Annotated in this window: 19 protein-coding genes; 4 read left to right on the top strand and 15 right to left on the bottom strand. The window is 69.2% G+C overall.

The features are described 5' to 3' along the window. Positions 1–31 precede the first annotated feature (31 nt). The 5 genes from IEY95_RS37315 to IEY95_RS37295 all read right to left on the bottom strand — a co-directional run bounded on the left by IEY95_RS37315 (position 32) and on the right by IEY95_RS37295 (position 5,890). A complete protein-coding gene (locus tag IEY95_RS37315; protein ID WP_189190648.1) occupies positions 32–1,735 on the bottom strand; it encodes a bifunctional uroporphyrinogen-III C-methyltransferase/uroporphyrinogen-III synthase in 1,704 nt (567 codons plus the stop codon). Beyond that, positions 1,732–2,691, bottom strand: coding sequence for a hydroxymethylbilane synthase (gene hemC / locus IEY95_RS37310; RefSeq protein WP_189190647.1), 960 nt, complete (start codon positions 2,689–2,691; stop codon positions 1,732–1,734). The genes IEY95_RS37315 and hemC overlap by 4 nt, the downstream gene beginning before the upstream one ends. Continuing rightward, complete coding sequence (locus IEY95_RS37305; protein ID WP_189190646.1) at positions 2,688–4,505, bottom strand: glutamyl-tRNA reductase; 1,818 nt, start codon at positions 4,503–4,505, stop codon at positions 2,688–2,690. Before IEY95_RS37305 ends, hemC begins: the two co-directional genes overlap by 4 nt. Beyond that, entirely contained in the window at positions 4,502–5,260 is a 759-nt protein-coding gene (locus tag IEY95_RS37300) for a redox-sensing transcriptional repressor Rex (RefSeq protein WP_189190645.1), read from the bottom strand. The genes IEY95_RS37305 and IEY95_RS37300 overlap by 4 nt, the downstream gene beginning before the upstream one ends. A 330-nt stretch (positions 5,261–5,590) precedes the next feature. Next, positions 5,591–5,890 carry a glutaredoxin family protein gene (locus tag IEY95_RS37295; RefSeq protein ID WP_189190644.1) on the bottom strand — a complete coding sequence of 100 codons (300 nt, stop codon included), beginning with the start codon at positions 5,888–5,890 and terminating at the stop codon, positions 5,591–5,593. A 174-nt stretch (positions 5,891–6,064) separates the two neighbouring features. Here IEY95_RS37295 and IEY95_RS37290 point away from each other — a divergent pair, with 174 nt between their 5' ends. The 3 genes from IEY95_RS37290 (at position 6,065) to IEY95_RS37280 (ending at position 10,267) form a co-directional block, all read left to right on the top strand. Further along, positions 6,065–7,006: an HAD family hydrolase gene (locus IEY95_RS37290; RefSeq protein WP_189190643.1), complete on the top strand. Its 942-nt coding sequence runs from the start codon at positions 6,065–6,067 to the stop codon at positions 7,004–7,006. Positions 7,007–7,993: 987 nt separating this feature from the next. Beyond that, positions 7,994–8,764 carry an ECF subfamily RNA polymerase sigma factor, BldN family gene (locus IEY95_RS37285; RefSeq protein ID WP_189190642.1) on the top strand — a complete coding sequence of 257 codons (771 nt, stop codon included), beginning with the start codon at positions 7,994–7,996 and terminating at the stop codon, positions 8,762–8,764. Between the two features lie 276 nt (positions 8,765–9,040). Beyond that, positions 9,041–10,267, top strand: coding sequence for a DUF5667 domain-containing protein (locus IEY95_RS37280; protein ID WP_189190641.1), 1,227 nt, complete (start codon positions 9,041–9,043; stop codon positions 10,265–10,267). 129 nt (positions 10,268–10,396) lie between these two features. Here IEY95_RS37280 and IEY95_RS37275 read toward each other — a convergent pair whose 3' ends face one another. The 6 genes from IEY95_RS37275 to IEY95_RS37250 all read right to left on the bottom strand — a co-directional run bounded on the left by IEY95_RS37275 (position 10,397) and on the right by IEY95_RS37250 (position 14,635). Then, a complete protein-coding gene (locus IEY95_RS37275; protein ID WP_189190640.1) occupies positions 10,397–11,452 on the bottom strand; it encodes a lysophospholipid acyltransferase family protein in 1,056 nt (351 codons plus the stop codon). Positions 11,453–11,466: 14 nt separating this feature from the next. After that, positions 11,467–12,528: an NAD-dependent epimerase/dehydratase family protein gene (locus tag IEY95_RS37270; RefSeq protein ID WP_189190639.1), complete on the bottom strand. Its 1,062-nt coding sequence runs from the start codon at positions 12,526–12,528 to the stop codon at positions 11,467–11,469. A 319-nt stretch (positions 12,529–12,847) separates the two neighbouring features. After that, on the bottom strand, positions 12,848–12,946 hold the full coding sequence (locus IEY95_RS37265) for a 30S ribosomal protein bS22 (protein ID WP_003948845.1): 99 nt from the start codon (positions 12,944–12,946) through the stop codon (positions 12,848–12,850). A gap of 142 nt (positions 12,947–13,088) precedes the next feature. After that, entirely contained in the window at positions 13,089–13,301 is a 213-nt protein-coding gene (locus IEY95_RS37260) for a helix-turn-helix domain-containing protein (protein WP_004984898.1), read from the bottom strand. A gap of 129 nt (positions 13,302–13,430) precedes the next feature. Beyond that, positions 13,431–14,246 carry a phosphatase gene (locus IEY95_RS37255; protein WP_189190638.1) on the bottom strand — a complete coding sequence of 272 codons (816 nt, stop codon included), beginning with the start codon at positions 14,244–14,246 and terminating at the stop codon, positions 13,431–13,433. Between the two features lie 170 nt (positions 14,247–14,416). Beyond that, positions 14,417–14,635, bottom strand: a complete 219-nt coding sequence (locus tag IEY95_RS37250) for a hypothetical protein (RefSeq protein WP_229703608.1) — start codon at positions 14,633–14,635, stop codon at positions 14,417–14,419. 15 nt (positions 14,636–14,650) lie between these two features. Between IEY95_RS37250 and IEY95_RS37245 the strand changes: the two genes are divergently transcribed. Next, entirely contained in the window at positions 14,651–15,088 is a 438-nt protein-coding gene (locus IEY95_RS37245; protein ID WP_189190636.1) for a hypothetical protein, read from the top strand. A gap of 70 nt (positions 15,089–15,158) precedes the next feature. On the opposite strand, the gene IEY95_RS37240 is transcribed toward IEY95_RS37245, so the two are convergent. From IEY95_RS37240 to IEY95_RS37225, 4 genes are all read right to left on the bottom strand, one after another. Beyond that, positions 15,159–16,331 carry an acetoin utilization protein AcuC gene (locus IEY95_RS37240; RefSeq protein ID WP_189190635.1) on the bottom strand — a complete coding sequence of 391 codons (1,173 nt, stop codon included), beginning with the start codon at positions 16,329–16,331 and terminating at the stop codon, positions 15,159–15,161. Beyond that, entirely contained in the window at positions 16,282–17,490 is a 1,209-nt protein-coding gene (locus tag IEY95_RS37235; RefSeq protein WP_189190634.1) for an MFS transporter, read from the bottom strand. The genes IEY95_RS37240 and IEY95_RS37235 overlap by 50 nt, the downstream gene beginning before the upstream one ends. Before the next feature lie 82 nt (positions 17,491–17,572). Continuing rightward, on the bottom strand, positions 17,573–18,316 hold the full coding sequence (locus IEY95_RS37230) for a VC0807 family protein (RefSeq protein WP_229703607.1): 744 nt from the start codon (positions 18,314–18,316) through the stop codon (positions 17,573–17,575). Positions 18,317–18,450: 134 nt separating this feature from the next. Continuing rightward, positions 18,451–19,095: an HAD family hydrolase gene (locus IEY95_RS37225; RefSeq protein WP_189190633.1), complete on the bottom strand. Its 645-nt coding sequence runs from the start codon at positions 19,093–19,095 to the stop codon at positions 18,451–18,453. Positions 19,096–19,184 lie beyond the last annotated feature (89 nt).

Raw genomic sequence — 19,184 nt, 5'->3', positions numbered from 1 at the left:
AGAAACCACCCCACCCCTGCCCCCGCGGGCGCTAGGTGGTCCGGCGCCGCCGAGACCCCGGACGCCGCTCGCTGGGCCGGGTGACGGGGTCACCGGCCTCCAGGGCTGCGGCCCGGCGGCGCAGCCCGAAGTCCGCCAACGCCTCGGCCAACTTGTGCACGGACGGCTCCGGCGCCATGACATCGACCCGCAGCCCATGCTCCTCCGCCGTCTTGGCGGTGGCAGGACCGATGCACGCGATCACCGTCACGTTGTGCGGCTTGCCCGCGATACCCACCAGGTTCCGCACCGTCGACGACGACGTGAAGAGCACGGCGTCGAAACCGCCCCCCTTGATCGCCTCCCGCGTGTCCGCCGGCGGCGGCGAGGCACGCACGGTCCGGTAGGCCGTGACGTCGTCGACCTCCCAGCCCAGCTCGATGAGCCCGGCGACCAACGTCTCCGTGGCGATGTCGGCACGCGGCAGGAACACCCGGTCGATCGGGTCGAAGACGGGGTCGTAGGGCGGCCAGTCCTCAAGAAGACCGGCGGCCGACTGCTCCCCCGAAGGGACGAGATCCGGCTTCACGCCGAAGGCGACCAGTGCGTTCGCCGTCTGCTCCCCCACCGCCGCGACCTTGATCCCGGCAAACGCACGGGCATCGAGCCCGTACTCCTCGAACTTCTCCCGCACGGCCTTGACCGCGTTCACCGAGGTGAAGGCGATCCACTCGTACCGCCCGGTGACGAGTCCCTTGACCGCGCGCTCCATCTGCTGGGGCGTGCGCGGCGGTTCGACGGCGATCGTCGGCACCTCGTGCGGCACGGCCCCGTACGACCGCAGCTGGTCGGAGAGCGAAGCCGCCTGCTCCTTCGTCCGCGGCACGAGCACCTTCCAGCCGAACAGCGGCTTGGACTCGAACCACGACAACTGGTCGCGCTGGGCGGCGGCGGAACGCTCACCGACCACGGCTATCACCTGGCGGCCCCCGTCCGGGGACGGCAGCACCTTCGCCTGCTTCAGCGTCTGCGCGATGGTGCCGAGGGTGGCCGACCAGGTGCGCTGGCGCGTGGTCGTACCGGCGATCGTCACGGTCATCGGGGTGTCGGGCTTGCGCCCCGCCGCGACCAACTCGCCCGCGGCCGAAGCCACCGAGTCGAGCGTCGCGGACACCACGAGCGTGCCGTCCGATGCCCCGACCTCGGTCCAGCACCGGTCCGAGGCCGTCCGCGCGTCGACGAATCGCACATCCGCGCCCTGCGCGTCACGCAGCGGCACACCCGCGTACGCGGGCACACCGACGGCGGCCGCGATACCGGGCACCACCTCGAACGGAACGCCCGCGGCGACGCAGGCGAGCATTTCCTCGGCGGCGTACGTATCAAGTCCCGGGTCCCCGGACACCGCACGTACGACCCGCTTGCCGCCCCGCGCGGCCTCCATGACAAGATTGGCGGCGTCCCTCGACGCGGGGTCACCAACGGTTGTTGACGTGCCGTCAACAACCGTCAGCTGAGGCGTGCCTGTGCCCAAGTACGGGTCCGAAGAAGTGTCCGGATCCGTGTTCAGGACGGCGACGCCTTGTCTGGCATGCACACGGACCACGTCGAGCACCTCGTGCTCGGCGACGAGGACGTCCGCGTTCGCGAGCGCCTCGACAGCGCGCAGTGTCAGCAGTCCTGGATCTCCGGGTCCGGCACCGAGGAAGGTGACGTGCCCATGTTCCGGACCGGCGGGAAGGTTGGTGGGGCTCAAAGTGCTCGCTCCCCCATCAGACCGGCCGCGCCCTTGGCAAGCATCTCGGCGGCGAGTTCACGGCCGAGCTCCATTGCTTGGTCATGTGTCTCGGGCACGGGACCGGTGGTGGACAGCTGCACCAGCGTCGAGCCGTCGGTCGTGCCGACGACGCCGCGCAGGCGCATTTCCTTGACAATCTGCCCGTCGGCCAGCAGGTCGGCGAACGCACCCACAGGTGCGCTGCAGCCGGCCTCCAGGGCGGCAAGCAGAGATCGCTCGGCGGTCACGGCTACCCGGGTGAACGGGTCGTCGAGCTCTCCGAGCGCGGCGATGAGGTCCGCGTTGTCCGCGGCACACTCGATCGCGAGGGCCCCCTGGCCGGGGGCGGGCAAAACGGTGTCGACCGGCAGGAAGTCGGTCACCTCGTCGATACGGCCGATCCGGTTGAGTCCGGCGGCGGCGAGCACGACGGCGTCGAGCTCCCCGCTGCGTACGTATCCGATCCGGGTGTCGACGTTCCCCCGGATCGCGACCGTCTCGATCGTCATCCCGTGATTGCGCGCGTAGGCGTTCAGCTGGGCCATGCGGCGCGGCGAACCGGTGCCGATGCGCGCACCGTCGGGAAGCTGGGCGAAGGCGAGTCCGTCGCGGGCGACGAGCACGTCGCGCGGGTCCTCGCGCACCGGCACGGCGGCCAGCGCGAGGTCGTCGGGCTGCGCGGTCGGCAGGTCCTTCAGCGAATGCACCGCGAAGTCGACCTCGCCGCGCAGCAGCGCGTCGCGCAGCGCGGTCACGAAGACGCCCGTGCCGCCGATCTGCGCGAGGCTCTCGCGGGAGGTGTCCCCGTACGTCGTGATCTCAACGAGCTCGACGGGCCGTCCAGTCACCTGGCTCACGGCGTCCGCCACCTGCCCGGACTGGGCCATGGCGAGTTTGCTGCGCCTGGTCCCCAGCCTCAGTGGGTGCTCACTCATGCTCGCCCTCGGTTCTTGGCGTTCTCGGTGTTGTTCTCGGCCCGCGAGACGGCAGCGACCGTCTCGGGGTCCAGGTCGAACAGGGTGCGCAACGCGTCCGCGTACCCGGCACCGCCGGGCTCGGCGGCCAGCTGCTTGACCCGTACGGTCGGCGCGTGCAGCAGCTTGTCCACGACGCGCCGCACGGTCTGGGTGATCTCGCCCCGCTGCTTGTCGTCGAGGTCGGGCAGCCGTCCGTCGAGCCGCGCGATCTCGCTCGCGACGAGGTCGGCGGCCATGGTGCGCAGCGCCACAACGGTGGGGGTGATGTGCGCGGCCCGCAGGGCGGCGCTGAAGGCGGCGACCTCGTCGGAGACGATCCTGCGCACCTGGTCCACATCGGCGGCCATCGGCGCGTCGGCGGACGCCTCGGCCAGCGACTCGATGTCGACGAGCCGCACTCCGAGCAGCCGGTGCACGGCCGCGTCGATGTCGCGGGGCATCGCGAGGTCGAGCAGCGCGAGCACGGGTGCGGGCCGCGGGGCCTCGGCGACGGGCTCGGGCCTGCGACGCTCGGGGACGCGCCCGACGGTGGCGACCGCGGCCGCGAGCGCCGCGATGGCGTCCGCGTCGGCCTCCGGGTCGAGCACGGTGACGGAACCCGCGGCCGGGCGCTGTGCGCGGCCCGCCGCGTCGCCCTTGTCCACCCACGCCGCGTGCTGTTCCAGCTCCGCCGCGGCCATGCCGGCGACGGCGGCCTCACCGAGCACCGAGAAGCCGGCCGTGCCCTGCACGGCGGACAGGTCGAGGGGGCAGCCCTCTTCGGTGCCGACGCTGGTGGGCGCGAGCGGTGCGTTCTGGGACGCGGCAGAGGCGTCCTGGGTCACGGCCGATGCGTGCTGCGATACGGCCGATGCGTGCTGTGAGACAGCCGTGGCCGACGCCGTACGGCCGGAGTCGGCATCCTCGGCCGCGGGAGCCATGGGCTGCCCCGTGCGTCCCTCGACGGCGGCCGTGACGGACGCGGCAGTCAGGACGAGCCCCGTGGCGCCGGTGCAGGAGACGGCGATGTCGGCACGTGTCAGCTCGACCGGCACCGAGTCCATCGGTACCGCGCGGGCCAGCACGTCCGTGTCGTCACCGTCGGTGAGGATCTGGGCGAGGCGCTCCGCGCGGTCGAGCGTGCGGTTGGCGATGACGATCTCGGCGGCCCCGGCGCGCGCGAGCGTCGCGGCGGCCAGCGAGGACATGGAGCCGGCGCCGATGACCAGCGCGCGCTTGCCCTTGACCCAGGCGTCGACGGCGGCGCCGGACGACAGCTGCTCCAGGCCGAAGGTGACCAGGGACTGTCCTGCGCGGTCGATGCCCGTCTCGGAGTGGGCGCGCTTGCCGACCCGCAGCGCCTGCTGGAAGAGGTCGTTCAGCAGGCGGCCCGCCGTGTGCAGCTCCTGGGCGGTGGCGAGCGCCTCCTTGATCTGACCGAGGATCTGGCCCTCGCCCACCACCATCGAGTCGAGCCCGCAGGCCACCGAGAAGAGGTGGTGGACCGCCCGGTCCTCGTAGTGCACGTACAAGTAGGGGGTGAGCTCTTCGAGCCCGACCCCGCTGTGCTGGGCGAGCAGCGTGGACAGCTCGGCGACACCCGCGTGGAACTTGTCCACGTCGGCGTACAGCTCGATGCGGTTGCAGGTGGCGAGCACCGTGGCCTCGGTGGCCGGCTCGGCGGCGACCGTGTCCTGCAGCAGCTTGATCTGGGCGTCCGCGGACAGCGCGGCCCGCTCCAGGACGCTGACCGGAGCGCTGCGGTGACTCAGCCCGACGACGAGGAGACTCATGCCGGCATCACGGCGGGGACGTCCCCGTCAGGCCCTTTGCGGTTGTTCTCCTGGGCGGCCTGGACCGCGGCGCCCGCCTGGGCCTCGGCCTCCTCGCCGGCCTTGCGCTGCTCGTGGAAGGCGAGGATCTGCAGCTCGATGGAGAGATCGACCTTGCGTACGTCGACGCCGTCCGGGACGGACAGCACGGTCGGCGCGAAGTTGAGGATGGAGGTGACCCCAGCGGCGACCAAGCGGTCGCAGACCTGCTGGGCGACGCCCGGCGGGGTCGTGATGACCCCGATGGACACGCCGTTCTCGTCGATGATCTTCTCCAGGCCGTCGCTGTGCTGCACGGCGATTCCCGCGACCTGCTTGCCGGCCATCTCGGGATCGGCGTCGATCAGCGCGGCGACCCGGAACCCACGGGACGCGAACCCTCCGTAATTGGCCAGCGCCGCGCCGAGGTTACCGATACCGACGATCACAACCGGCCAGTCCTGGGTCAGGCCCAGTTCGCGGGAGATCTGGTACACGAGATACTCGACGTCGTACCCCACACCACGCGTCCCGTAGGAGCCGAGGTAGGAAAAATCCTTGCGCAGCTTCGCGGAGTTGACCCCCGCCGCGGCCGCGAGCTCCTCGGAGGAGACCGTGGGTACCGAGCGCTCCGACAGTGCGGTGAGGGCTCGGAGATACAGCGGAAGCCGGGCGACAGTGGCCTCGGGAATCCCTCGGCTGCGGGTCGCCGGTCGGTGAGTTCGGCCAGTTGCCACGGTGCTCCTGCGGGTAGAGCGGGGCTGCAGGCGGTCACACGTACCTAGACCGCCCCGTCGAATGCAGGCTATGTCTTTGTGAACGCGTGCACAAAGATGGTGTCCGATTTGCCCGGCCAACGTGACCGGGGTCACGCGTGCCCGGCGCGTGCGTATGGAACCGGCGCACGGACAGCTTCGTTCCGCACCTGAAGGGGGCAAAGCCGCACACTCTCCTCAACGAATCCCGCCCCCGAGACCAATCGCCGTCGATCCTAGGCGACTTTCCGGACCACTTGGACTGCTCAGTCAGGTCACATCAGGGCCACGATGAGCATCCCCCCACGGATTTCACTGCGTGAGGGCTTTGCGAAGGCGTTCCTCGTTCACGCGCCAGAAGGTGTGCTGGGCGCCGTCCACCAGCACGACCGGGATCTGTTCCCAGTACTCGCGGTGCAGTTCCTCGTCCTGAGTGATGTCCTTGTACTCCCAGGGCACCCCCAGATCACCACACACCTTCTCGATCACCACCTGTGCGTCATCGCACAGATGACACCCGGGCTTCCTGATCAGCGTGACCAGCCGCTCCCCGGGAGCCTTCTTCTCCGTACGACGCCCACCGCGCCGGAACATGGAACTCATACCGGCCATTCTCGCGCCACCGCGCCCCACGGGATCCCCGTCGGTCCCTCACACGACAACACGCCCACGGACTGGTCCGACGCGCCGTCCGCAGCGCATCTTTAACGGCTCGGTCGCGGAGAGTTCACAGCACCGAATCCTCTCGACTCCGGAAGCACCGAACAAACTGGCTATGCTCACGACATGGCCGCTCTCGGATGGCTCACTCCTCGTAGGCGCTCCGCTACCGCGCGGAGCGTGTTGGCAGGCGAGGCCTCGGCGGAGGCAGCGCGCAAGTCCTCGCAGGAACTGGAGGATCTCGCGCAAGCCGCGCCGGATGTCTCCGTCGAGGAACCGGAGTTCCCGGTGCTCGGCGACGACAAGGCCGCCGCGTTCTTCGATCTCGACAACACCGTGATGCAAGGTGCTGCCCTCTTCCACTTCGGCCGGGGCCTGTACAAACGGAAGTTCTTCGAGACGCGCGACCTCGCCCGATTCGCCTGGCAGCAGGCGTGGTTCAGGCTGGCCGGGGTCGAGGACCCCGAGCACATGCAGGACGCGCGCGACTCGGCGCTGTCGATCGTCAAGGGCCATCGGGTCTCTGAGCTGATGTCGATCGGCGAGGAGATCTACGACGAGTACATGGCCGAGCGGATCTGGCCGGGTACGCGGGCGTTGGCGCAGGCGCACCTCGATGCGGGCCAGAAGGTATGGCTGGTCACGGCGGCTCCGGTCGAGATCGCCACGGTGATCGCCCGCCGCCTGGGTCTGACCGGGGCCCTCGGCACGGTCGCGGAGTCGGTGGACGGCGTCTACACGGGCAAGCTGGTGGGCGAGCCGTTGCACGGGCCGGCGAAGGCGGAGGCGGTGCGGGCGCTGGCCTCGGCGGAGGGGCTGGACCTCTCCCGCTGCGCGGCGTACAGCGACTCCCACAACGACATCCCGATGCTCTCGCTCGTCGGCCACCCCTACGCCATCAACCCCGACACGAAGCTCCGCAAGCATGCCCGCACCTTCGACTGGCGCCTGCGCGACTACCGCACGGCGCGCAGGGCCGCGAAGGTCGGTATTCCGGCGGCGGCGGGGGTCGGCGCGGTGGCGGGCGGCACGGCCGCGGCGATCGCCCTGCACCGCCGGCGCCGCTGACGCCGTCGGCGCCGCTGGCGCTGCTGGCATCGCTGGGCGCCGCTGACGTCGCCGGCATCGCTGGGCGCCGCTGGCATCGCTGACGTCGCCGGCGTCGCCGCCCATCGCGTTTCCGCCGGTGGGTGGGTCGGGGCCGTGCCGGTACATCCGCCCCGTCGCCGGTGGCAGATCGCTTGGCTTTCACAGCTCTGCCTGTTGGCAACCACGTAAGCGACGGGGCATGTGATGTACCGGCACGGCCCCTTCCGTGCTCTGGCGACTGCGGGTGCGTGGGAATTGCAGTCTCCTTCCGGCCGGAAACGTGCGTCCGCGACTGCGGATCCGGGACGCACATGGGCGTCTGCGGGTGGTGCGTAAGGGCTTGCGTCCGCAACTCCGGATCCACGGGACGTGGATGGGCGTCTGAGGGCTTGCGTCCGCAGGTGCGGATTCTCGGGATGTGCATGGGCGAGTGTGGGTCCGTCGAGGCGTAGGACAGCCGTGGGGCGTGCGTCCACTGCCGCGTCTGTGTCCCACCCGCCCCGGGTGCCCCCTCCGCCCCGGCCGGCATGTCTTTAGCCCGTCCGGCGTTTGAGGGCGCGGCCGTCAAGGCCGAGGGGGGCTGGGGGCGCAGCCCCCGGATGCGGGACGGGTAGGGGCGGAGGGGGCGAAAACGCTGGGAGCTCGGCCCGAGTCGTGGGGCGGAGGCAATCACGGGGTTCTACCCGCCCGCCGCCCCCGCCAGTCCCGTTAACCGCAGACGGCCACAACACGCCCCGCACTCAAACGGAACGCGGACTAATCCGATCAACAACTGGTCAGTGTCCGGTACTTGAAGAGGCGTCAATCGGTAACAGAAGCGACGTAATCGATGATTTGAGCAACTGGGTGTAGCGCTGCCTGTACGAAGCGTTATTCTCCTCAGACGCAAACCGGTACCCCTCCGTCGCTACGACGGGTGAAAGGTCCCGCACTGCACGTGATGGAAGCTCTGCCTCTGGGAGTCCCGTGTACTCACACGTCGGGGTTGACGCCTCGGGCCTGGCTACGCTGCGCGCAACGGTCCTGGACCGTCTGCGCGGCTTCGTCCCCACCGCGTACGCCGTCCCCGCCTTCGCCGTCCCCGCGCCCGTCGGCCCCTGCTACGCCTTGGCCGACGGCAACGCGGCGGTCGGCAGACGGGGCCGCTCGGGCTCAACCACCACCGCACGCCGCCCGGCCGCAGACAGTGACAGCGCCCGGATGATGGACCTCGTGGAGCGCGCCCAGGCCGGCGAGGCCGACGCCTTCGGACGTCTCTACGACCAGTACAGCGACACGGTCTATCGGTACATCTATTACCGGGTGGGGGGTAAGGCGACCGCGGAGGACCTCACGAGTGAGACCTTTCTGCGGGCGCTGCGACGGATCGGCACCTTCACCTGGCAGGGCCGCGACTTCGGCGCCTGGCTGGTCACCATCGCCCGCAATCTCGTCGCGGATCACTTCAAGTCCAGCCGCTTCCGGCTGGAGGTGACGACCGGGGAGATGCTCGACGCCAACGAGGTCGAGCGCTCCCCCGAGGACTCCGTCCTGGAGTCCCTGTCGAACGCGGCGCTGCTGGACGCCGTTCGGCGGCTCAACCCCCAGCAGCAGGAGTGCGTGACGCTCCGGTTCCTCCAGGGACTCTCGGTCGCCGAGACCGCCCGGGTGATGGGCAAGAACGAGGGCGCCATCAAGACCCTCCAGTACCGGGCCGTGCGCACCCTCGCCCGGCTCCTTCCGGACGACGCCCGCTGAGACCCACCGAGACACGTCCATACCGCGCAAGATCCCCGTACGGCTCCATACGCTCAGCGACGCTCAACTCACCGTCTGTAAAAGTCCGTTGACTTCGTGGTCCGATCATCCGTCGTCCGTAACCCAAGTGCCGCGACGCTCGTTGTGCGGGATACAGGCTCCCTGTGGTCACACCCTGGCCAGCACCGATCACTCGATCGTGTGGATCTGGTCAGGCAGTGCAACCCTCAGGACCCCCTGGGGAGTCGACCGTCATGACGAGAGGAGGTGCCGCCAGTGATCGCGAACGTATCGGCACACCGGCGGGCGAACGCCTTCGCCCAGGCCCTGGAGGAGCATTCCGACCAGGGCACGGCGGCCGAGCAGCCCGATGGATCGGCACCGTCCCAGGCTGCGTCGGAACAGACCGAGCAGGGCCTGCTGTTGGCCCTCGCCACCGGTCTCGGCGAGCTGCCCAAACCGGAGCTGGACCCCGAGGTCAAGGTCGTGCAGCGAGCGCAGCTCGTCGCCGCGATGGAGGCCATGCTGCTGGAGGGCACCGCCGCCGGAGGCGATGGTTTGGACCCTGCGGTGCCCGAGCAACGGTCCCATCGGGCCAGGGGCGCACACCGGGCGAGCGGGATGGGAAAGCTGCGACCGCGATCCCGGCTGTCGAAGGGCCTGGCCGCGGGCGGGCTCACCGTAGGTGTGGCCGCTGGAGCCTTCGGCGGCGTGGCCGCTGCCAGCTCCGACGCCCTGCCCGGTGACTCGCTCTACGGGCTCAAGCGAGGCATGGAGGACATCAAACTGGGCCTGGCCCACGGCGACAGCGACCGGGGCGAGGTCTACCTCGACCAGGCCTCGACCCGGCTGAGCGAAGCGCGCCGACTGATGGAGCGCGGCCGTTCGGGGCAGCTCGACCACGAGTCCCTGGGCGAGGTCCGCCGTGCCCTGTCGGGCATGCAGCACGATGCCTCAGAAGGCCACCGCCTGCTGCACGAGGCGTACGAGCGGGACGGCTCGCTGGGCCCCATCCAGGCCCTGTCCGCCTTCTCCCAGTCGCATCGTCAGGCCTGGGGCGCGCTGCGCGACCGGCTGCCCGTGCAGCTCGGCGATGTCAGTGAGCAGGTGTCGTCGGTCTTCGACGCCATAGACGACGAGGTCGGCCCGCTGCGCTCGCTGCTCCCGCAGTCCCCCTCCACGGAGGGCACCGGCCGCCATCGGGGCAGGAGCGAAGAGTCCGTCGGCACGTCCGGTACGGACGGTTCGGCGCCCAGCGCCACCAGCAGCTCCTCCACCGGCAGCCACAGCAGCGGCAAGCCCAAGCCCTCCAGCTCGGGCAGCAGCAGCGAGGGCCTGCTCGGCGGTAGCACGGGCGGTCTCCTTGACCCGCCCAAGGACGACACCAGCTCGTCCCCGTCCAGCAGCAAGAGCACGCCGGCCGGTGAACCCGACGTCACACTGCCGCCCCTGCTGCCCGGCCTCCTGCCGGGGCTGGGCATCGACAGCGAGGACAGCAAGTAGCTCCGATATGACGGTGGGGGTGCCCTTCTGGAGAAGGGCGCCCCCACCGTCGTACGACCATGCCCGGAGGATATGAGCATGCTCAGAAGAGAGGATGTGAGCATGCTCAGAAGAAACGTATGGCCATGATCAGAAGAAGACCGACCGCCGCTGCACCAGCAGCTTGTACAGCGTGTGCTGGATCTGCTCCCTGACCTGGTCGGTCAGGTTGAACATCAGCATCGGGTCCTCCGCCGCCTCCGGCGGGTAGCCATCCGTGGGGATCGGCTCGCCGAACTGGATCGTCCACTTCGTGGGGAGCGGGACGGCACCGAGCGGGCCGAGCCACGGGAAGGTCGGAGTGATCGGGAAGTACGGGAAGCCGAGGAGGCGCGCGAGGGTCTTCGCGTTGCCGATCATCGGGTAGATCTCCTCCGCGCCGACGATCGAGCACGGGATGATCGGGGTGCCCTGGCGCAGCGCGGTGGAGACGAAGCCGCCGCGGCCGAAGCGCTGGAGCTTGTAGCGCTCGCTGAACGGCTTGCCGATGCCCTTGAAGCCCTCCGGCATCACGCCGACCAGTTCGCCGCGCTCCAGGAGCCGTTCGGCGTCCTCCGCGCAGGCAAGCGTGTGACCGGCCTTGCGGGCCAGCTCGTTGACGACCGGCAGCATGAAGACCAGGTCGGCGGCGAGAAGGCGCAGATGGCGGCCCGCGGGGTGGTTGTCGTGGACGGCGACCTGCATCATCAGGCCGTCCAGCGGCAGCGTCCCCGAGTGGTTGGCGACGATCAGCGCCCCGCCCTCGGACGGGATGTTCTCGATGCCCTTCACCTCGACGCGGAAGTACTTCTCGTACAGCGGACGGATCAGGGACATCAGGACCTGGTCGGTGAGCTCGGCGTCGTAGCCGAAGTCGTCGATCTCGTAGTCGCCCGTCAGGCGTCGGCGCAGGAAGGCCAGGCCGCCGGCGATACGCCGCTCCAGGCCGCCGCCCGGGCTCTCCTGCGGCTTCTGGGGCGGCTGTTCCTCACGTGTCACGGGAACATCATCCTGCTGGACCGCCCGCCCGGGCAGGGGCTGTACCTCACGTACCAGCACGGGATCGCCCTTGCGCCGGCTCCCCGCGCTCCGCCGCCGCGGCGGGCGCTGCACAGCACCCCCGCGCGACCGGTCGTCGTCGAACGGAATGACCTTGGCGTCCGCCATCGTTGATGCGCTCCTCAGTTGGCGCTCTGCGTCGGGGGGTGGCCGCCGCCCAGGTGGGGCAGCGCGGCGATCCGGTCGACGGCCCCCGCAAGGGCCTCGGGGGGCAGGAGTCCGGGCCCCCTACTGCGGGCGAAGTCCGCGAAGGTCTCCGCCGTCGTGTACTTCGGCTTGTACCCCAGCGTCTCGCGCATCTGGTTCGTGGACACGACCCGACCGTGCGTCAGCAGCCGCAGCTGCTCCGGCGAGAAGTCCGTCACGCCCAGGGTACGCACCGCCGTGCCCGCCCAGCTGAGCGCGGGCAGCAGCAGCGGCACGGTGGGGCGGCCCAGGCGCCGCGCGCACTGGGAGAGCAGCAGGACGCCGTCTCCGGCGATGTTGAACGTCCCGCTGTTGAGCGTCCCGCGCTCCGGTTCGTGCGAGGCGATCCGCAGCACCTCGATCACGTCGTCCTCGTGCACGAACTGCAGCCGCGGGTCGTAGCCGAACACGGTCGGCAGCACGGGCAGCGAGAAATACGAGGCGAGCGGCGAGTCCGCGCTCGGCCCCAGGATGTTCGCGAACCGCAGCACGCACACGGCGACGTCGGGCCTGCGCCGCGCGAAGCCGCGCACATACCCCTCGACCTCCACCGTGTCCTTCGCGAAGCCGCCACTGGGCAGCGACTTGGGCGGGGTGGTCTCGGTGAAGACAGCCGGGTCACGGGGCGCGGAGCCGTAGACGTTCGTACTGGACTTCACGACGAGCCGCTTGACGGTCGGGGACTTCTGGCAGGCACCGAGGAGCTGCATGGTGCCGATGACGTTGGTCTCCTTGACCGTGGTCCGGCTGCCGCTGCCCAGCGCCGTGCCTGTCACGTCCATGTGAACGACCGTGTCGACGGAGTGCTCGGCGAGCACCCGCGCGATGGTGGGCTGCCGGATATCGGCCTGGACGAAGTCGGCACCGCCGAGATGGTGCTCGGGTGGCACCGCGTCCACGGCGATCACCCGGTCCACCTGCGGGTCACGCTGAATCCGTCGTACGAACCGGCCCCCCAGCTGTCGGGCCACTCCGGTCACGAGCACGACCTTCCCCAAGATCAGCGCCTTCCTTCCAGAACTGGACGTAGCTCTGCTCGTACCCTGCCGCGTTCCCCGTGTGCCGCCAACTTAGCGGGTTGTTGTTGCGCTGTGATGACCGCCCGATGCACGAAGTGACGACACCCACAGACGTACGACCAGACCAAGCCATTCGGCCTACAGGCGTACGCCCAGTGTTCGCATGGCTGGAAACGATTCGACCGCGAGCTCGGCCATCATCTCGGACGTCGCCCCGGTATCCGGACGTCGTCCCGGATACGACTGTGGCCCCCCACCGACTGGTAGGGGGCCACAGCACGCGCTTCTGCGGCGCCGCTTACTTCTTGTTGCGACGCTGAACGCGAGTGCGCTTGAGCAGCTTGCGGTGCTTCTTCTTCGCCATCCGCTTGCGCCGCTTCTTGATAACAGAGCCCACGACTACCCTCGCTCACTTCTCTTTACTCGGTGCTGGGCTGCATGGGCCCACACGACCTATGAGGGGCCAGCCTACCGGTCCGAACGCCGAGGTCGTAATCGAGGGGTTCCGGGAGATCTTGAACCGCTCTCCCGGAACACCGTCAGGCTGTCTCCACCCCCACATAGCTCTCGCGGAGGTACTCGTGAACCGCTTGCTCCGGCACCCGGAAGGACCTCCCCACCCGGATGGCCGGCAGATGACCGCTGTGCACCAAGCGGTACACGGTCATCTTCGACACTCGCATCACCGAGGCGACTTCCGCCACGGTCAGGAACTGAACCTCGTTCAGAGGCCTCTCGCCAGCTGCAGCCATGACACACCTGAACCTTCCGCACTCGACGGCCACCGGCTTCCCCTTCCGGTGACACTTCGTCGTTGCGTGCTCACTCCCCAGAGTAGGGGCGGGTGATGCGAGTGGGGAAGAGGAGCTGCCATCGGCCGCCTACTGTGACAGACACGCTCGATTGAGTACATAGCGAGTAAGCGGTCGGTAGTAATCAGACCGCACAGCGTCATCAAGCGGAACGACGACGGACACCTGCCCCTCCGCCTCTCCCACGAAGAGCGCAGGATCGTCCGTATCCGCCAGCCCCATCGCCTCGAACCCCAGCTGACCTGCTCCGCAGACCCATCCGTGGTCCCCGATGACGAGCTCCGGGAGCGGCCCGCCGGACTCCGCGGCCGCGGCCAGGGCGGTCCGAACCGGGAGGGGTGAGTGGGTGTGCGCGCCGGTCGCACGACCGGTGGCCTGCACGCCGGGTTCGCGCACCAGCGCGACACCTTGTACGTAGTCAAGGTTGTACGTGCGTAGGCCGAACCGGGTCGTTATGTCGACACAACCACCCTGCGCGGGAGTGAGGACGGTACACCCCGCCGCCGACAGCGCGTCCGCCAGCGCAGCGTAGAAACCGATCAGCCGATGCGGATGGCCGGTGCCGAGGAGCACCGGGTCACGGTTACGGGCGGCTTCGCCGATCCGCTCCGCGAAGGCATCGAGAGCCGCCAGGGTCCGCTCGGGATCGATCACGTCATGCCCTGACGTGTGCGACGGATCGGCCGAAACCCCACACTTGTCGGCCATCAACTCGATCAAGTCCCGCTGCTGCCAGGTCCATTCGGGATCGAGCCCGAGCAGTACGCGGGGATCGCGGGCGGCGAAGAGCCGATAGCTGCGCAGGCTCTCCTCGCGCGAGGTGGCCACGGGCCCGGCCAACCGGGCGGCCAGAAGGTGTGCACGCAATGCTCCGGTGCTCAACACGTCAGCGATGCTGGCGCATCGGCCACCGCCATACGCCCAAAACACGGAAAATGCCGCACAGTTGGCCTAATGGGTACCCCGGGATGCCGTGCGATGGCATCGCATCCGCGTGACGCCGGTGACGGAACAGTGACAAATGGCCCCACAACCAATGCCCGGACCCCCTGGTCTCACAACACGTGTGCGGCAGGCGCCAGTTGACCGACGGCGCAGTCGGCACAGTGATCAACACTCACCACGCTCGCCGCATTCAGCACGCTCATCACATTCAGCACAGTCATCACAGACATTGCTGCCATCACAGACATCACTGTCATCACAAATATCGCTGTCATCACAGACGTCGCTGTCACCAAAGACATCGCTGTCGTCGCTCTCATCGCTGTCATCACAGGGGGAACACCATGAACCTGTCCCGTCGTACGACAACCGCCGCCGCGCTCGCCGTCCTGGCCCTCGGCGGCACCCTCGCCGCGACCACTCCGGCGTCCGCCGCCACCACCGCCGCGTACAACGGCGCCTGCGGCACCGGCTACCGGGTCGTCGCGTCCACGCCGATCAAGTCCTCGCCGACCACCGCCATCGGCACCACGTACGTCACGTACAACGTCGGGAACCAGGGGTTCTGCGCCGTGACGGTCCGCAACAACCCGGGCGCCCGGGTGTTCATGGAGGTCACGCTCGACACCGACCCCACCAGCGGCAGCCCCGCCCGGGACTACGGCTCGTTCACCACGTACGCGGGTCCCGTGTACAAGGAGCACCCGAAGGCCGGCGAATGCATGACGTGGAGCGGCACGATCGACATCTACTACAACTCGGACACGAGCCTGTGCTACTGATCTCGTCGACCGAGGGTCTACGGCGGTAAGCCCCGCCCGCAGTGCACTTCGGCCGTGGTCCCGCAGCGGACTACGGCAGAAGTCCCCGCAGCGGGAACGCGGCCCGGCGCGTCGCCACGATCGCCTGATCGAGGCGGTCCGCCGGGTCGTACCCCGACTCCCAGTCCTTCCAGGACAGCGGCCACCGTCCGTCCGTCATCCGCACCGGCGCCAACTGCCGCGTACGGGCGAAGACTTCCTGCCGCCAGCTCTCCGGAATCACCGTCTCGGGATCGATGGGCCGCCCCGCAGCGATGGCGACGAGATGCGTCCAGGACCGCGGCACGACGTCCACCACGGCGTACCCGCCACCACCGAGCGCGACCCACCGCCCGTCCGCGTACTCGTGCGCCAGTTCGTGGCATGCCACCTGCACGGCCCGCTGCGCGTCGAGCGAGACCGCGAGATGCGCGAGCGGGTCCTCGAAGTGGGTGTCGGCGCCGTGCTGGGTGACGAGAACCTGCGGCCGGAAATCGGCGAGGAGCTCGGGCACCACCGAGTGGAAGGCGCGCAGCCACCCCGCGTCCCCGGTCCCGGCGGGCAGGGCGACATTGACGGCGGAGCCCTCCGCGCTGTCGGCGCCGGTCTCCTCCGGCCACCCGGTCTGCGGGAACAGCGTCCGCGGATGCTCGTGCAGCGAGATCGTCAGAACCCGCGGGTCGTCCCAGAAGGCCGCCTGGACCCCGTCCCCATGGTGCACGTCCACATCCACGTACGCGACTCGCTCCGCGCCCAGCTCGAGCAGCCGCGCGATCGCCAGCGAGGCGTCGTTGTAGATGCAGAACCCGGACGCGCCACCGGGCATCGCATGGTGCAGCCCGCCGGCGAAGTTCACCGCATGCAGCGCGTCCCCGCGCCACACCGCTTCGGCCGCCCCCACGGACTGCCCGGCGATGAGCGCCGACACCTCGTGCATCCCGGCGAAGGCGGGATCGTCCATGGTTCCGAGCCCGTACGACGGGTCGGCGGAATCCGGATCGGCGGAAGCGGCCTTGACCGCCTCCACGTAGTCCTCGCGGTGCACGAGCCGCAGCGTCGACTCCCCGGCGGGCTTCGCCGCGACCACGTCGACCTCGCGGTCGAGCCCGAAGGCGTCGACCAGTCGCCGGGTCAGCGCGAGCCGGACCGGATCCATCGGGTGCTCCGGACCGAAGTCATAGCCCGTTACTGCCTCGTCCCACATCAGCTGTGCGCGGCCGCTCATGTCCGTCACCGTATCGGTTTGGTTCAGGAGCGAACGACCGGGCGTACCCCAAGGTCACCAGGACGAGCACCATCGGTACGAGCATCGCGCCGCGGTAGCTCCAGGCGTCCCCGAGCGCACCCACCAACGGTGAACCGATCAAGAACCCCACGTAGTTGAAGATGTTCAGCCGCGCGATCGCCGTGTCGGACGCCCCCGGGAAGAGCCGCCCCGCCGCCGCGAAGGTCTGCGGCACGATCACGCACAGCCCCAGGCCCAGGAGCGTGAACCCGAGCATCCCCACCCATGCCCCCGGCGCAACCGCCACCACCGCGAACCCGAGCGCCGCGACGACCGCCCCCAGCCGTACGACGGCCACGGCCCCGAACCGCCGCACCCCGAGGTCCCCGACGGCGCGCCCCACCAGGGTCATCACCATGTACACGTTGTACGGAACGGTCGCCAGCTGCTCCGAGCTGCCCAACACGTCCTGCAGATACTTCGCGCTCCAGTTGGAGACCGTGGAGTCCCCGATGTACGCGAACGTCATCACCAGACAGAGCGGCAGCAGCAGCTTGAAGACGACGGGCCCGGCCTCGACCGCCTCCTTCGCATCGGGGGCGCCCCCGTCCACGTACCACCGACTGCCGACGAAGGTGGCCGGCAGCAGCAGGAGCACCACCGGCAGGTAGGACACGAACAACGACAGATGCCAGTGCGCCCCCGCCCACGCGAGCGAGGCGCCCACGATCCCGCCGAGGCTGTACGCGGCATGGAAGCCGAGCATGATGCTGCGCCCGTACGTCCGCTGCAGACTCACGCCGAGCATGTTCATGGAGGCGTCGAGCGCGCCCACCGCGAGCCCGAAGGCGCCGAGCGCGATCGCCAGCTCGGCCAGGTGGTCACCGGATCCGACCCCGAGCAGCGCCAGGAGCACGACGGGCTGGGACCAGCGCAGCAGGCGGCTGGGCCGTATTCGCTTGACCAGCTGTTCTGTCGCCACGCTTCCGACGCCGGCGAGAATCGGCACGGCGGCCAGGAAGGCGGGCAACAATGCGTCGGAGACCCCGTAGCGGTCCTGGATGGCCGGAATGCGCGTCACGAGCAGCGCGAAGGTGGCGCCCTGGGCGAAGAAACTGAACGCCAAAGAGGCCCTACCGCGCCGCAGCACATCTGTCATGGCGGCGAGCGTAGGGCCCCGGCTTACCGGTGGGTAGATCAAGCCGAAGATGAATTTTGCTCAGCTCTACGGCTGGACGGTCCTACCGAGCCCGGGCGGCGAGCTCGTCCTCCACCATCTTCTCCATCGGACCTGCGGCGAGGGCACCGCTGAACAGCATGGCCAGGGCGATCGTGGAGATCATGATGACCGTGCCGAGCCAGACCATCGTGTCGATCGGCAGCGTGTACGCGCCCACGATCCGTACCAGGCACTCGCCGAACAGGGCCACGCCCCAGACGAGGGAGAAGGTGCGCTCGAACTTCCGGAACCGCTCGGAGCCGCTGAGCAGCCGCTCCCAGGCCGCGGTCTTCACGGCGTCGCCCTTGGTGATGAACGGCTTGAGCGCCGTCGTCATCATCGGCTTCCCCAGCATCACGGAGACCAGGATGCCGATACCGACCACACTGCTGACCCCGCTGTCCTTGGCCAGCATCAGCCGCGGGTCACCGGCGACCAGGCTGAGCAGCAGCCCGACGACGTTGACGAAGAGGATCAGCCCGGCGAGCCCGTTGAACCTCCGCTCCTTCACCACGCCCCACACGGTCCGCATGGCGGGCACCACGCTGCTCCATCCCAGCGCCGCCACGGTGCTCATCCCGAACCCGCTCTTGAGGAGGTAGTACGACCCCATCGGCACCGCCACGTCCAGGATCAGAGGGAGGAAGCTCGGCCGGACGCCGCTCCCAACGTCGCCGACGGCGGGATCGGCGGGAGCGGCGGGAGCGGCGGCGGCGGTCGTCGCAGCAGGCGCCTCGACGCTGCTCTCAGTGGCCGTGATGCTCATGGTCGGGTCCCTCCGTCGTCACTGTGTACGTCCCGTTTCGATGTACTCAGCTTCGCGGTCGGACCCTGTCCGCCAACAGAAACGATCGTCCGGAGCTCGCCATGACAAATGTCAGTGCCGGGCGATGGGCACCGTCATACGAGCAGGTCAGCCAACTCTCCCATGTCGGAAAAGAGTTGAGTGGCTCCGGCCAGCCTGGCCGCGGGCGTCATCGCCGTGAACCCGTACACGTCCATCCCGGCAGCGTTCGCCGCCCGCACACCGAGCGGGCTGTCCTCCACGACGACACACCGCTGAGGCCGTACGCCCATCCGCTCGGCCGCGTGCAGAAACAGATCCGGCGCCGGCTTGCCCCGCCCCACGTCCTGCGAACTGAAGACACGCCCCTCGTCGAACCACCGGTCGAGTCCCGTCTTCCGGTGCCCCACCCGAATCCGCTCATGGCTCCCGGAGGAGGCCACGCAGTACGGCACCCCGTCCGCGGCCAGCTTCTCGAGAACCTGCACGGCACCGGGAACGGGTTCCAACTCCCGCTCGAACGCGGCGAATACGCGCGCGTGGAGGACATCGTCGAAATCGTCGGGCAGCCGCCTGCCCGTACGCTCCTGGACAAGGTCGTGGACACGGTGCACGGCTGCCCCCATGTAGTCCCTGAGGGACTCCTCGTACGAGGTCGGGTGCCCAAGCTCGGTGAGATAGGCGGCCAGGATCGTGTTGGAGATCGGCTCGCTGTCCACCAGGACGCCATCGTTGTCGAAGATCACCAGGTCATAGCGCATGACACGACCCTAAGCGACGCTCGGGAATCGATCCGGAAATTGATCCGGAACGCAGAAAACCCCCGTACCGTTTCCCGGTACGGGGGTTT

The organism is Streptomyces albiflavescens (assembly GCF_014645835.1).
GTDB classification, from domain to species: domain Bacteria; phylum Actinomycetota; class Actinomycetes; order Streptomycetales; family Streptomycetaceae; genus Streptomyces; species Streptomyces albiflavescens.
The sequence above is the reverse complement of the archived record's forward strand: the minus strand, read 5'-3'. Positions and strand labels throughout refer to the sequence as shown.